General features: G+C 65.4%; 14 protein-coding genes. 8 read left to right on the top strand and 6 right to left on the bottom strand.

Annotated features, from left to right (window positions below; all coding sequences use genetic code 11):
* Positions 1–48 precede the first annotated feature (48 nt).
* From BLQ39_RS06225 to BLQ39_RS06220, 3 genes are all read right to left on the bottom strand, one after another.
* Positions 49–1,872 carry a DNA polymerase gene (locus BLQ39_RS06225; RefSeq protein ID WP_167738553.1) on the bottom strand — a complete coding sequence of 608 codons (1,824 nt, stop codon included), beginning with the start codon at positions 1,870–1,872 and terminating at the stop codon, positions 49–51.
* Complete coding sequence (locus BLQ39_RS15795) at positions 1,872–4,367, bottom strand: hypothetical protein (RefSeq protein WP_176759155.1); 2,496 nt, start codon at positions 4,365–4,367, stop codon at positions 1,872–1,874. Before BLQ39_RS15795 ends, BLQ39_RS06225 begins: the two co-directional genes overlap by 1 nt.
* A gap of 276 nt (positions 4,368–4,643) precedes the next feature.
* Positions 4,644–4,886 carry a helix-turn-helix domain-containing protein gene (locus tag BLQ39_RS06220; RefSeq protein WP_092322574.1) on the bottom strand — a complete coding sequence of 81 codons (243 nt, stop codon included), beginning with the start codon at positions 4,884–4,886 and terminating at the stop codon, positions 4,644–4,646.
* A gap of 104 nt (positions 4,887–4,990) precedes the next feature.
* On the opposite strand from BLQ39_RS06220, the gene BLQ39_RS06215 reads away from it, so the two are divergent.
* The 3 genes from BLQ39_RS06215 (at position 4,991) to BLQ39_RS06205 (ending at position 7,488) form a co-directional block, all read left to right on the top strand.
* Entirely contained in the window at positions 4,991–5,455 is a 465-nt protein-coding gene (locus BLQ39_RS06215; protein ID WP_135109362.1) for a hypothetical protein, read from the top strand.
* Positions 5,452–6,558, top strand: a complete 1,107-nt coding sequence (locus BLQ39_RS06210; protein WP_092322570.1) for a tyrosine-type recombinase/integrase — start codon at positions 5,452–5,454, stop codon at positions 6,556–6,558. The genes BLQ39_RS06215 and BLQ39_RS06210 overlap by 4 nt, the downstream gene beginning before the upstream one ends.
* Before the next feature lie 285 nt (positions 6,559–6,843).
* Positions 6,844–7,488, top strand: coding sequence for a uracil-DNA glycosylase (locus BLQ39_RS06205; protein WP_241986955.1), 645 nt, complete (start codon positions 6,844–6,846; stop codon positions 7,486–7,488).
* Between the two features lie 258 nt (positions 7,489–7,746).
* Here the strand turns inward: BLQ39_RS06205 and BLQ39_RS06200 are convergent, their stop codons facing one another.
* Positions 7,747–8,271, bottom strand: a complete 525-nt coding sequence (locus tag BLQ39_RS06200) for a hypothetical protein (protein ID WP_092322569.1) — start codon at positions 8,269–8,271, stop codon at positions 7,747–7,749.
* A 122-nt stretch (positions 8,272–8,393) separates the two neighbouring features.
* On the opposite strand from BLQ39_RS06200, the gene BLQ39_RS06195 reads away from it, so the two are divergent.
* Together BLQ39_RS06195 and BLQ39_RS06190 are read left to right on the top strand one after the other, a co-directional pair.
* Positions 8,394–8,933, top strand: a complete 540-nt coding sequence (locus BLQ39_RS06195) for a peptidylprolyl isomerase (protein ID WP_092322567.1) — start codon at positions 8,394–8,396, stop codon at positions 8,931–8,933.
* A 12-nt stretch (positions 8,934–8,945) separates the two neighbouring features.
* A complete protein-coding gene (locus tag BLQ39_RS06190; protein ID WP_092322566.1) occupies positions 8,946–9,785 on the top strand; it encodes a rhomboid family intramembrane serine protease in 840 nt (279 codons plus the stop codon).
* A gap of 82 nt (positions 9,786–9,867) precedes the next feature.
* Here BLQ39_RS06190 and BLQ39_RS06185 read toward each other — a convergent pair whose 3' ends face one another.
* A complete protein-coding gene (locus tag BLQ39_RS06185; RefSeq protein WP_092322564.1) occupies positions 9,868–10,110 on the bottom strand; it encodes a cell division protein CrgA in 243 nt (80 codons plus the stop codon).
* A gap of 85 nt (positions 10,111–10,195) precedes the next feature.
* Between BLQ39_RS06185 and BLQ39_RS06180 the strand changes: the two genes are divergently transcribed.
* From BLQ39_RS06180 to BLQ39_RS06175, 3 genes are read left to right on the top strand one after another with little or no spacing between them, the layout of a single operon-like run.
* Positions 10,196–10,999: a class E sortase gene (locus BLQ39_RS06180; protein WP_241982834.1), complete on the top strand. Its 804-nt coding sequence runs from the start codon at positions 10,196–10,198 to the stop codon at positions 10,997–10,999.
* Positions 11,000–11,008: 9 nt separating this feature from the next.
* Positions 11,009–11,170 carry a hypothetical protein gene (locus BLQ39_RS15790; RefSeq protein WP_166784409.1) on the top strand — a complete coding sequence of 54 codons (162 nt, stop codon included), beginning with the start codon at positions 11,009–11,011 and terminating at the stop codon, positions 11,168–11,170.
* A complete protein-coding gene (locus BLQ39_RS06175) occupies positions 11,167–11,805 on the top strand; it encodes an anthranilate synthase component II (RefSeq protein WP_092322563.1) in 639 nt (212 codons plus the stop codon). The genes BLQ39_RS15790 and BLQ39_RS06175 overlap by 4 nt, the downstream gene beginning before the upstream one ends.
* 94 nt (positions 11,806–11,899) lie before the next feature.
* On the opposite strand, the gene pknB is transcribed toward BLQ39_RS06175, so the two are convergent.
* Positions 11,900–13,597: a Stk1 family PASTA domain-containing Ser/Thr kinase gene (pknB, locus tag BLQ39_RS06170; protein ID WP_092322561.1), complete on the bottom strand. Its 1,698-nt coding sequence runs from the start codon at positions 13,595–13,597 to the stop codon at positions 11,900–11,902.
* Positions 13,598–13,651: the final 54 nt, after the last annotated feature.

Below are 13,651 nucleotides of genomic sequence, written 5' to 3'. Positions count from 1 at the left end.
GGTTTGGCCCGAGCCTTTTGGAGAAGGCACTCCGGGGAGCCAACAGCCTCACGCTGCGCTCCTCGTTTCGTTTCTCTCGATGTGCCACGTGCAGTGCTCGTCAAGGCAGGACAGCTGCTCACGGTGGTCGCGAGCAACCTCGGGCCACGTCACCTTCTCGCTCCGGTAGCAGTCCGCCCAGTCGCGACCGCGCTCGGACTTGTCGGCGAGGACGAGGACGGCAACATCCGCACCGGTTACGGCGAAGGAGAACTGCAGGGCCTTCAGAACCGCGGTCTCGGCCTCCTCAGCGCGGTCCGTGGGGACCGACAGCACAATCTCGTCGTGCACGATCGCCCGCAGGCACGGCAGCAGCCATCCGGGCAGGCGAAGGATGCCCTCCATCATTAGGTCGCGCGCCGTGCCCTGACCGATGGCGGCCGGGGCCTTCGTGTACTCCTTGCCCTTCTCCACACGCATCGGGCGTCCGAACGCATTCCAGAGGATGTGCTTCCGCTCGGCCTCGGCCCGCACTTGCTTCTTGAAGCGGGCGAGGCCGGGGAAGCGGCTGTCCAGCGTGTTCAGCAGCGCCTGGGCCTCGGCCTGCCCGATCCCTGCCGACGCGGCCAGACCCCTGGCGCCCATGCCGTAGGTCGTCGCATGGGTGACCGGCTTAGCGTCGCTGCGGCGAGATGGGTCGCCGAAAAGTTCAACCGCCATCTCGGTGTGATAGTCCTTGCCGGGCTCGAAAGCGGAGACGTATGCGGCGTCCTGGCAGTGTGCGGCGATCGCCCGTGCATCGACCTGGCTGAGGTCGAACGCCACGAGAACCTCGCCTTCGTCGGGAAGCAGCAGCGACCGCTCGAGCACGTTCGCACGGTCACGCTTACCCATGACCGTCAAGCCGGGCTTGGTCACCGAGATCCGCCCGGTAGTCTGCCGTGCGTCCACCGACGGGTGCACTCGACCGTCCGAACCGGTGTGGTCGAGGGTCGTCTGAGTCACCGACCGTTCCCCATTCAGCGCGCGCAATGTCTCGACCAGCTCGACGAGCGACTCGTTGCAGGGATGCCCTTGGAGCAGGGCAGCTAGAACGTCTTTGCCGGTCGCCAGTGCCCCCTTCGGCGTACGTGGCGGCTCGATGCCGCAGTCGGTGAACGCCCTCTCGAGAGCGATGACACCGACCTTCGTCCGCTGGGGAGCCTTGCCCCCGATCGGGAGTCCGTATACCTGCACCATGCGCTGCTGCAGGACGGCGACCCGCTTTTGTTGGGACGCCAGCCGTCGGCGGGCCTCAACAACGTCCACACGGAAACCGTGCTTGCTTATGTGGGTCAGCCGCCACACGACACAGTGCTCCCGGAGCGCGTATGTGTCGCAACTCAGGTAAGCGGCGACCGCCCGCAGGAGCTCTACGTCCCGGACCAAGTACTTTCGATACGACGAGTCGTCGACGGGTATCCGGTCGTAACCACCGAACTCGCGGGCCAGCCCCTTGAGGGTTGACTCGCCGGTTGCCGAGAGGTCCTTGCCCCGGCTGAACAGCCGCTTCCCGATCGCGTCGAGATTGTACCGACGGTCATCGGTGTGGCCGGACAGTGGGGGGTCGTTGTGCCGCGCGAGTATTAGTGTGTCGCGGACCCTGCCCTCGTCGACCAAGCAACCGACATCGAGCCCGTGCCAGTGCTCCAGTGCTGCAAGGTCGAACGCGATCGCGTTGTGCGCCACAACGCGATCCGCGTCCCGGAGAACGGCGCACAGCTCGTCCATGTCCGTCGTGAGCACGACGGGACCATCGTCGACGGCATAGCCGGCGAGCCGACAGAAACTCGGGCCGTAGGTGTACAGCTCGTCGGCATCAGCGGTCTCAATGTCGAAGTAGACAGTTTGCATTAGGCAGCCTCCTCGTCGTCGATGTCGGTGATAACCGGCATCGGACGGCCGGACTCCTCGGGGATGCGCTTCTTCGTCGACGCTGCGGCGACGGTCAGAGGAGCGACGGATGCCGCACCGGTGATGGCGGTGCCGAGAGTGGTGGCCGAACCGTGCTGCTCGATTATCCAGTTGGCGACGTTCCCGTGGCTCTGGCCGATCTTGACCAGCCGAAGTTTGTCGTACCAGACATCGGTCATGGACCTCCAGCATCGCCCGAGAGCACGCGGATCTTCTTTGTCCTTCAGCCCGTCTTGGCCGTACGGCGCCTCGGCGTCGGCGTCGTTCACCAAGAACATTGATCCCTGCTTGGAGGTGAACGGGACGCCTATGCCGAATTTGTCGGCCAAAGACGCGACGTGCGCACGCTGATACTGCTCCTCGAAGTTCGAAGCGAGCCTCTCATCCTCAACCGACTCAAGGAACCCTTTGATGCCGGCGACCTGAAGGATCCCGCCCACGACCTCGCGCCACTGCTCGAATCCTCCGAGAACCGCGGGCACGCCGGTCGGCTTTGGGCAGCCGTCGGCGAACCAGGCACGGACAAGGATCAGGCACGACCGAAGTAGTTCTGCGCGGTGCTCGGGAACCCATGTATTCAGGTCGTGCTTGAAGTTGGCGCGACCCTGTGGGTTCGGCTCATTGGTGTGCAGGCGCACGGAGTACCCACGGTTGGCAACGTCACCGGAACGCTCCACCTTGTTGCCCGCGGCGTACCACGAAGCCACGTTCAGAAGGCGAGCCTGTTTGTTGCCGCCGAGGAGACGGTCCGACCAGATCTGCGCAGTCAGCGCCTGGCACAGAACCGCCGAGTTGATGACGTGCGCCTCGTCGAACACGACGAACGTCCGCCCGGCCAGCAGCATAGACGTCAGCAACTTCCGGAGCTCCTGCTCGTCGTCCCTCGGCAGGTTCGTCAGGTCCGGCGGAGAGCCGGTCATCACCCGAACCAGGCACTCCAGGAACAGGCCCTTGCCGACACGACTGGTGAGGCCGTCGATTACGCAGAGAGGGACAAGCGGCACCAGCTTGCGGATCAGAGGAGTCAGGTATGCCGCCACGGCGTGCGCGACGTCCGCGTCTGCCTTGAACGGGAACCCGGAAAACCCGTGGATCGGCTTGTTGCGCTCATCGACGAGTAGCTCTTCGAGCAGCCACCGCTTCGCCTCCGCGATGTCAGCTTTGGTCGGCTTCTCGGGCACGACGAGCCCCTGGATGTCGTCGCTCAACGCCACGAACAGTCGGGTCTGGGGGTCGTAGCCGGTCTCGGTGACTATCGACCCGTCGCGGCGGACCACAGGGACGGACGAGACGCCGTCGACCCGCGTGTAGCCGCGATAGCCGGCCACGAGCGATTTGAGCGTATTGCTGTCGGGCCACTCGTGTTTTTCGATCCCACGGTCGCTTACCTTGATGGTCTCGGCAGCCCGGGACAACAGCCTATTGAACGCACCGTCGGTCAGATTCTCGATGACGGGCCCGTCCTCGTCGATCGCGAGGTGCCCCAGCGTGTCGCCGTGGCGGAACAGCTCGGTGCCATCGAACGTATCGCGCAGGATCTTCTCGAGCGTCTCGGTCACTTTGAGGCGGTCGTCGCCGACGTTGACCACTGGTCGACCCGCCACGGAGCTCCTGGCCGCCGCGCTCGAGGCGCGAGTGTCGTCCTTGGGCCGGCTGTCAGCGGGCTTAGCAGTTGCCCTAGCGATCCAGCGCGTGAACCGCTTGCGGCGCCGTTCGGCGCCGTCCAGCTCGCCGAGGCGATCGTCGATACCGGTGGTGCCGGCACCTTCGATCCGAGTAAAGGAGACCTTCTCGGTCCACTCCTTGCACGCCTTCCCCAGCTTCACAGCACCGTCGAAAACACGAGAGTTCGTTGCCGCATCGGCATCGGGCACGATCACCACGTCCAGGTCCTCGACGACCTCCAGGTACGCGGTGGGTCGGCCGTTGCGCGACCACCCGGTGATGCCGCAGAAGCGGTAAATCGACCATTCGGCAGGCGCCCAGGCGTCGGCGGCGAGGGCCTGCTTTACGCCCTCGACGAGCAGGACGCCGACAGGCGCGTCAACCTTTCGAATGACCGGCAATTGAGGACTGTTCTCACCGCCGGAGGGGGAGATGTACTTGATGGTCTTGCCGTTTTTGTCGACGACGGTGCCGGGCCGGGGCTTCACCTGACCGGTCACAGAGCCGTCGGGCTCCATCATTGGGTACACGAGCGCGGGGAGCACGTCGTCGCCGTGGACGTCGACCATCCAGTGTGCCCACTCAGGCAGGTCCTCACGGCGCTCGGCAGTGTAGACCCCGTGCCTCGCTGCGATCACGGGAGGAATGCCGCTCGCGGCCAGCTCGGTGGCATGCTCGGGCGACAGATTCGCGTAGCCCGGGGGGATTGGGGGGATTGGGGGGATCAGAATCGGGGGCTCATGTGAAAAACATGCCTTGCCCGGGTCCAATGCGTGAGTGTTGCCCGACTGGGCAATGGGTGCGTTTGCACTGGGGGAGCTATCCGGGTTCCCCCCGATCCCCCCAAACCCCCCGCGGGGCTCAGGGATGTGTTGGATCTCCTTTTCGGGGTCCCCCAACGTGCTCGGACGTGAGATGATGTCACTTGGCATTCGATAGATCTCCTGATCAGGTCTTCGTGTCGGGCCGTCGAGTGGTAGCTCGGCGGCCCATTTGTTTTTTGAACGACTGCGGTGTGGAAGGTGGCGTTTAGGGGGCGGGCGTGCTCAAGACTCCATAAGGTCCCGGGGCCGGTTCTCGCGGCTCGCCAGCCAGGCGTTGAAGTCCTCGGGGTCGATTCGCCACCTAGTCGACTTCCCGTAGGACCCGACATTCATCGCGCGGATCTCTCCTTTCGCGATGAGTTGGCGAACCCACCACTCCGTGAGATGGGTGAGCTCAGCGACGTCCTTGACGGTGAGCAGGGTGCACTCCTCTTTGGCATGTCGCAGCAGGGTAGTTAATGTCATGCTACCAAGCTACTACAGATGCGGCAGTGGTAGTAGATTTGTGGCAACATGTATTAGGTGAATCAGCCACCATGCAAATTTCACGACTACTCCGGGAGGGCAACATGGCCATACGAAATTTCACGTCGAGCAACGAGCAACCGTCACCGTCGGATGAATCGGGCGTGCAGCCGCCCGCGGAGTCGCTGATCCTTAACGCCACCTACAAGAAGTCGGGTCTGACCGCCGCCGACTTGGCGGCCGCGACCGGCCTCAGTGTCGGAGCCATACGTATTGCGCTCTCCGGTATCCGATACCGAAGCGGCGAGCCCAAGGTGACCGTCCCGCCTGACCAGACGCTCGTTCGACTGGCCTCCGCCCTGGGGATTGGACCAGCGGTCCTCAGCAGCCTCGGTCGGGACAGGGCAGCCGAGCTCCTCACTGGAGCGAAGAGCACCTCGGCCGCTCCCGACCTCGACACCCAGGCCGCCATCGCCGCGCGGGAGGCTCTAACCCGTCAGGTGCTCGCTGTGTTCTCGACCGACGAGCTGCGCGCCGAGATCGCACGTCGAACCGAGACTGAGCGATGACCGTCCATGACCTCTGGAAGAACCTCTCCAAGGATGAGATCGCCCAACGCCGGCAAGCAGGCCGTGACCGATGGCAGCGCCGCTGGCGTGACGGGACAGGCCGGGACGCCCTGCAGCGCAAGCAGTCATATAAGGAGCAGAAGAAGGCTCAGGCGCTCCTCGACGACGCGAATCAGATGCAGGACCCAAAGGCTCAACGCATCCGTCGGGACTCGCTCACCGTCGACACCCTCCTCACCCGGCATCTAGCTGCCAAGTCCGACCGGGCACCGAAGACCATCGAGGCCGATCACCACCACGCCCGGGGTGTCCGAAACCACTTTGGTGATCGGCTCGTTTCAACGATCGACACCACGGAGATCGAGGTCTGGTCTCAGCGCAGTGATATTGCCCGCTCGAGTCGGAAGAAGCAGCTCGAGATGTTTCGCGCTGCCATCAAGCGCGGCGTCCGCGACAAGCTCATCGACAGTGACCCCACCGACGGCATCGTCGTCTCGCTCGGGCACAAGGAGCTCCCGCACTGGTCGTCTTCGGAGCTGATGGCTGTGATCGGTGCCGCGGCCAACGACAGGGAAAAGGCGCTCTTGTCGGTTCTCGGCCTCATGGGGCTGCGGTCGGGCGAGGCCCGCACGCTACTCGTCGGAGACCTTTCACGTGGTCAACTCAGCGTCAAGAACTCTGGCGGTGATACCGATACGACGAAGACTAGGGCGAGTCGACGCGTCCTCCCCGTCCTGATGGCCGTGCTGCCGCTCCTCGAGCAACAGGCCGGTGATCGCCCCAAGTCCGACTGGATGTTCCCGAGCCCCCGGATGCCTGGTCAGGCCATCGGCAAACGCTACGTCTCTGACGCCGTGACTCGTGCAGTAGCTCGTGCGAACCAGAGTCGCGAGGAGCCTGTCAAGCGGATCAACGTCCATGGACTCCGACACACCTTCGCCGCCATTGCGCTCTCAGAAGCCGAAGCGGACCTGTTGTCCGTGTCCCGCGCGATGGGGCACTCCAGGCCGTCGATCACCCTCGATCAGTACGGCCACCTCGCGCCTGCGGGCCTGGCACCGCTCATGGCGAAGATGGACGAGCTTGTGGCTGGTGCGCGGTAGGAGAGGCCCTCTCGCCCCCGGTAGCAATCCGCATGCCGACTCTCTCAGCCCGGCCTTGATGCGCTGTACGGCAGTGCGTGTCTACAACGAACAGCTGCACCCATTCCTACTTAATACCGAGCGCACAGCAGCACGCGAGCAGCGCGAGAGCGCGCCAAGGTTATTTCGCGCGAACGGGCAGTTCTCCGTACACGCGCGACCCAGAAGGCGCGCTAGTACGTTTGACGCTCGCCATTTGCCCCATCGGGCATGGCTCGTGCCGCGACGATAGATACGCTGAGGGTTATGTTCCTCAGCGCACCGCGCGGCTTTCGCTCCGCCCAGACCCGCGACGAGCGCTTGGCGATGCTCGACGAAGTCGCCAGCGTGCAGCCGCTGAGGGATTGGGCTGCAACACTGGCGGCACGCACGCCGGGCCGCGTCGTCCCAAGCTTCGACCCCGCGGAGGCCGGCGTAGAAGCTCGAATACTGCTCGTGCTCGAAGCGCCCGGACCGATGACGAATGCTCTCTCCGGCAGTCTGCGCGCGGGGTCCGGGTTCATCTCCGTCGACAACGACGACGTGACCGCAGAGAATCTCTGGCTCGCCAGGGAAGCCGCGGGCCTGCATGACGGATACATCGGCTGGAACATTGTCCCGTGGTACCTCGGAGCGGCGTCCGTAAAGCCGAAGGTGGCCGAGGTGGCGGAGGGCGCGGGCGCTCTGCTCGAGCTGATTCAGATGCTTCCTCGGCTCGAGACCGTGGTGTTGTCCGGTCGGTTCGCGCAGCGCGGTTGGCGCGCGAACATCGATAAATCACCACTGCGTCCGGCGGTCGACGTTGTAGAGACCTGGCATCCGGGTCCGCAAGCCATGAACCAGCCGGGGAAGCGTGCTGAGCTCATTGAAACTTTGCGCACTGTTGCAGGCCAGATCGCCCGAATCGATTAGCGATCGTCGACCGGTGCGCCCCGGGTGCGCCCTTGGTGATTTCAACAATGCCTCTGACCTGCGAAAAAACCTTGTCTTGCAATGCTTTGCAAGCAGGAGGTCCGGGGTTCGATTCCCCGTGGCTCCACACATGACAGACGCCCGGCCCCGCTCCAGCGGCCGGGCGTTCTTCGTTTAAGAGCACGAGCCGGAATCAAACCCGTTAACAGACCAGGGCCCGTATCCGGAAGATACAGGCCCTGGTGAAGCTATGGACGGTTAGTCCTCGTTCGGCGTGCGCTCGGGCTCGTCAGCGGCCACCCAGAGCTCGTCGTCGGCACGGAACGTCTGCCAGACGGCGTAGGCGACGCCGGCTGCGGCGGCCAGGCCGATACCGATGGCGATGTACGTGCCGGCGCCCAGGCCCTGCTTCTCAACCACGACGGGCTTCTGGAAGCGAAGGCGGTTCATGGCGGCGCGCACCCGCGCATCCTTGGCGACGTCCCCGACCGACATGACCGTGCCGATCGCGGTCCCGATGCCGGGCAGCACGTCCTCGACCAGGCGGCGGCGAACGCTGTCGGCGACTTCCTGGCCCGCGTGAACTCCGGGGCGAACGTAGTGCTCGTATCCCTCGCGTACGCGAGGGACGACTTCCTCGCGAGTCAGGCTCCCCGCCTGACGTGCGGCCTCGCGTGCGATCTCATTCGCACGGTCGAGAACCTCCTGCTGGTGGTTCCATAGTTCGTCTGCGCTCTTGCGCAGCCGGTCAAGTTCCTTGCGGCGCTTGCGTGACAGGCTCATCTGGACCCTCCATCGATGTCGTGTGGCGAACACACCCATCTTGCCACTGAATCGGCTGGGAGCGCTCTGGGTATCGGATCCTCGTCAGGAGACGGCAATAGTGCTGTGCAAGAATTACCGTTATGTCTAAGCACACCGCAGTCGCCACCCTGAACACGACCCTCGGACCGATCAAGGTAAACCTCTACGGCAATCACGCGCCGAAGACCGTGAAGAACTTCGTCGGCCTCGCCACGGGCGAGATCGAATGGAAGCACCCGGCCACCGGCCAGACCTCGAAGACGCCCCTCTACGACGGCACCGTCTTCCACCGCATCATCAAGGACTTCATGATCCAGGCCGGCGACCCCCTCGGCCAGGGCACCGGCGGACCCGGCTACCAGTTCGACGACGAAATCAACCCGGAGCTCGACTTCACCCAGCCCTACGTGCTCGCCATGGCGAACGCCGGCATCCAGGGCGGCCGCGGCACCAACGGCTCGCAGTTCTTCATCACCGTTGTTCCCACCACCTGGCTGCAGGGCAAGCACACCATCTTCGGCGCCGTCGAGGACGCGGATTCCCGCGCCATCGTTGAGAAGCTGGCCACGGTCCCCACCGACGGCCGCGACCGCCCGCTCTCCGATGTCTTCATCGAGAGCGTCACCGTCGAACAGGTCTAGGCCCCGCCCCGGATGACCGACCTGCCCGGTACCGCCGCGAATTACTGCTACCGGCATCCGGGCAGGCCCAGTTACATCCTGTGCCAGCGCTGCGGACGCACGATCTGCCCTGAGTGCCAGACCCAGGCCGCCGTCGGCGTCATCTGCCCCGAATGCATGCAGGAGCAGCGCCGCAACGCTCCGCGCACGAAGTCGGCCGTGCTGACCCGGCTCACGGGCAGCGGCGCACCCGTCGTCACGTACGGCATCATTGCCGTCACGCTCTTCGTGTTCGTGCTTCAACTCATTCCGGGCCTCGGAGTCACGGACAGGCTCTTCTACGCCGGTGCGTTTTCCTACCCCGCGCTCTTCGAGCCCTGGCGGATGCTCACCAGCGTCTTCCTTCATTCGACCGGCTTCATCTTCCACGTGCTGCTGAACATGTACATGCTGTGGATCTTCGGTCCGCAGCTGGAGGCCATGCTGGGACGCTGGCGCTTCCTCGCGCTCTACCTGCTGAGCGGGTGGGCCGGTTCCCTGGGCGTCCTGTTCCTCGCCGACCCGCGTGTGGGCGTTGTGGGGGCATCCGGGGCAATCTTCGGGCTGGTGGGCGCCATGTTCGTCATCCAGCGCCGCCTGGGGGGCAACTCCACCCAGCTGCTGGTGCTCCTCGGCATCAACTTCGTCATCGGGTTCCTGCCGGGGACCAACATCTCCTGGCAGGCGCACCTCGGCGGGCTGATCGGCGGCGCGATCGTGGGCCTCATCTTCGTTCAGACGAGGAAGCGCTCCCAGGCGACCCTGCAGACCGCGTTGATCGTTGTTTTCGCGCTGATCCTGGCGGCCCTCAGTTGCGTGAAACTACTGGGCTAGAGGCCTGTGGAAAAGTTATCCACAGGAGTTTCCACATGGGGATAATTACACCGGTGTAATTGGTCCGCCGAAATGGGGACAGTCAGCGCCAGCGGGTCGTCATCAGGAAGCCGATGAAGGCGATCCCGAAGCCGACCAGGATGTTCCAGGAGCCGAGCGCCGGCACGGGGAAACCGCCCTGGCTCACGTAGAAGACGATGATCCAGGCGAGGCCGAGGAGCATGAAGCCGAACATGACCGGCTTGAACCAGACCGGGTTCGGTGCGTCTTCGGAGCGGGAAACCACGTCGCGTGCGGGCTTGGTGCGGGGGTTTGTGCGTGCCATGCCTCAGATTCTAGCGTCCCCGGCTGGGCGGGCCCCGGTCCGCCATTCGGGGAAAGCCCGGCGGGAGCCCGATTAGGATTACGTCATGACCGAAATGGCCGAGCCTGTCGCCGCGCCCGCCCGTGGCAGACGCGGCCGGAAGTCGTCTCGGCGCCCGGTCACCGTATTGGGAGTGCTCGGAGAGTTGCTCATCACCGCGGGCGCCGTCGTGCTCCTCTTCATCGGCTGGCAGCTCTGGTGGAATGACGCGTTCGTCGCGGGCGAGCAGTCGAAGGCCGCCGCCGACCTCAGCAACGGTTGGATCGCGCAGGACCGTAACGCCCGGGACGCCGACAAGCCTGCCCCGGTACCCGCGGACTACGGTGACCCGATCGTGTCAGCGGCGCCGGGCGCCGGGGATGCCTTCGCCGTGCTCTTCGTGCCGCGTTTCGGTGCCGACTACCACCGCACCATCGCGGAGGGTGTCGGAACGGGCGTCCTGAACAGCACCCGCCTCGGCATCGGGCACTACCCCGACACCCAGATGCCCGGTGAGGTCGGCAACTTCGCCGTGGCCGCACACCGGAGCGCTTACGGAGGGGGCATGCACCTGATCAATGAACTGCAACTCGGCGACGCAATCTACGTGCAAACGGCCGACGGCTACTTCACCTACCGGTTCCGGGACATGGAATACGTTGCGCCGAGCGAGGTGGCTGTGCTCGCCCCGGTTCCCGGCGCAGTGGACAAGGCCGCCACCGACGCCCTCATCACCCTGACCAGCTGCAACCCGCTGTACTCGACGGCGGAGCGGATCATCGCCTACGGCGTCTTCGAATCGTGGCGGCCGACATCCGCCGGCCCGCCCGCGGAGCTCGCACCGATCATCGCCGCGCAGGCGAAGGGCTAGGAGGCTCACATGTACGCAGCGCTGTGGCAGATCCTGCCCGGTCCGGCCTGGCTCCGGATACTGCTCCTGCTTGTCCTGCTGGCCGGCGTTCTGCTCGTCCTGAGCACGTGGGTGTTCCCCTGGGTGGACGAGATCATCAACACAGAGGAAGCGACGGTGGGCGGCTCATGACCCGCATTCTGGTTCTCGACAATTACGACAGCTTTGTCTACACCCTCAACGGGTACCTGATGGAGCTCGGCGCGGAGACCGAGGTGTTGCGCAACGACGCGTTCGACGCATCGGAGGCGGCCGAACGACTGTCCCACTACGACGGCGTCCTTGTCTCGCCGGGGCCCGGCAAGCCATCCAATGCGGGCGTCTCCATTCCGATCGTCGAGGCGGCCTTCGCCTCAGGCACGCCGCTTCTCGGGGTCTGCCTGGGCCACCAGGCGATTGCGGAGGCCTTCGGGGCCACCGTGACCAATGCCGAGGAACTCATGCACGGCAAGACGTCGCTGATCACGCACGACGAAAGCGACTTCTACCAGGGAGTGCCGCAGCCCTTCACGGCGACCAGGTACCACTCCCTCGCCGTGGTCGATTCCACGGTTCCGCGCGAGCTCATCGTCACCTCACGCACGCAGGGCGGCGTGATCATGGGACTCCGGCACGAGTCAGCGCCCATCTTCGGGGTGCAGTTCCACCCGGAGTCCGTGCTGACCGAGGGTGGCTACCGGATGCTCGGCAACTGGCTGGCCCTGGCCGGCCTGCCTGAGGCGCGCGAGACGGCCAAGGGCCTCACGCCGCTGCTCAAGCTCAGCTGACCTCCCCTTCTTCTCCCGCCCGCACATCCCGCGAAACTGCAGTTGTGCGCGCTAAACGGCGGGTTTAGCGCGCACAACTGCAGTTTCGCGGGATTTAGCCGGCGCAGTAGGTGAGGAGGACCTCGGACTTCTGGGGCACTTCACCCGGGGGCAGTGACTGCTTGGTGACCGGGGAACCGGCCTCCGAGGCGCACGTGGAGTCGGGCGTCGGAATGGGAACCAGCTGGAGGTCCTGTGCGCTGAGAAGATCGCTCGCCGCGCTGAGCGACTGGCCGGTGAGGTCGATGAGGGTCACGAGCCCGCTGGACACCACGTAGTTGACCGTGGAGCCGGCCTGGACGGTGCTGGTGGCCTCCGGGTCGGTGCGCAGAACGATGCCCGCGGCCATCGTCGGTGAGTTCTCCTTGGTGACAGAGCCTGATTCGAGCCCGGCCCCCTTGACGGCTGCTTCCGCGGCCTCGACGGGCTGGTTCGTGACATCAGGGACCTCGACCGGCTGGGCGCCGGTCGACACGAAGACCTTGATCACCTCGGCCGGCTGCACGATCGTGCCGGCGGGCGGATCGGTGCGGATGACCTCGTCCTTCGGAACCGTGGCGCTGGCCTCCTCGGCTTTCGTGGCCGCGAGGTCCAGGTCGAGAAGGGAGTTCTGCGCCGCGTCGTAGCTCTGCCCGGTCAGTGTGGGCACCTTGCGCGAACTGTCCGGGATGTCGCCGCTCGGCGTGAGACTGAATACCCAGAACATCACCGAGACCACGATCACGACGACGGCCACGATTCCGGCCCAGATCCAGCTCACCGGTGGTCGGCGCTGGGTGCGCACCATCGTCTGGTCTTCGGCGAGCTGCTTGAGGGCGAGCTCGGACCCGGATGCGATGACGGGCGCCGGGCCGAACAACCCGGCGGCCGTTTCGTCGAGCGGTCGATGCACGGGGATGTGCCCGGCGGCGGCTGTCTCGACGTCGGCGCGGAACTCGACGGCGCTCTGGTACCGGGCGAACCGGTCCTTCGTCAGGGCCCGCAGCACGACGGCGTCGAGGGCCGGCGAGACCTTCGGGTTGACCGAGCTCGGTGTGACCGGGGCCTCGCTCACGTGCTGGTACGCGACGGCGACGGGGGTGTCGCCATGGAACGGGGGCCGTCCGGTGAGCATCTCGAACAGGACGACGCCGGTGGAGTACAGGTCGGTGCGGGCATCGACCGATTCGCCCTTGGCCTGCTCCGGCGAGAAGTAGGCGGCAGTGCCGAGGATCGCCGTGGTCTGGGCGACCGTGGTCGCCGAGCTCGAGATCGCCCGGGCGATGCCGAAGTCCATCACCTTGACCTGGCCGGTCCTGGTGATCATGATGTTGCCCGGCTTGATGTCTCGGTGCACGACGCCGGCGCGGTGGGAGTACTCGAGGGCCGTGAGAACGCCCTCGATGATGCGCACGGCCTCGGCGGACTCGACGGGGCCCTCGCGGATGATGTCCTTGAGCAGGCGTCCGTCGACATGCTCCATGACGATGAAGGGAACCTGAGCCTCGTGGCCGCCCGGTTCGGTGACCGTCTCTTCACCGGCGTCGAAGACCCGCACAATGGTGGGGTGAGCCATCCGGGCCGCGGCCTGGGCCTCCTGGCGGAAGCGGGTGCGGAACGCGGGGTCGGTGGCCAGGGTCGACTTGAGGAGCTTGATGGCCACCGTGCGCCCGAGGCGTGAGTCTGTGCCGACGTGGACATCCGCCATTCCGCCACGGCCGATGAGCGCGCCTACGCGGTAGCGACCAGCGAGCAAACGGCCAACCTCAGTCAATGCATCACTCCCAGCTCGCGAACACAATCTCGCCTATGGTACCCGCACGGGGCA

The organism is Cryobacterium psychrotolerans (assembly GCF_900101115.1).
Classification (GTDB): domain Bacteria; phylum Actinomycetota; class Actinomycetes; order Actinomycetales; family Microbacteriaceae; genus Cryobacterium; species Cryobacterium psychrotolerans.
The sequence above is the reverse complement of the archived record's forward strand: the minus strand, read 5'-3'. Positions and strand labels throughout refer to the sequence as shown.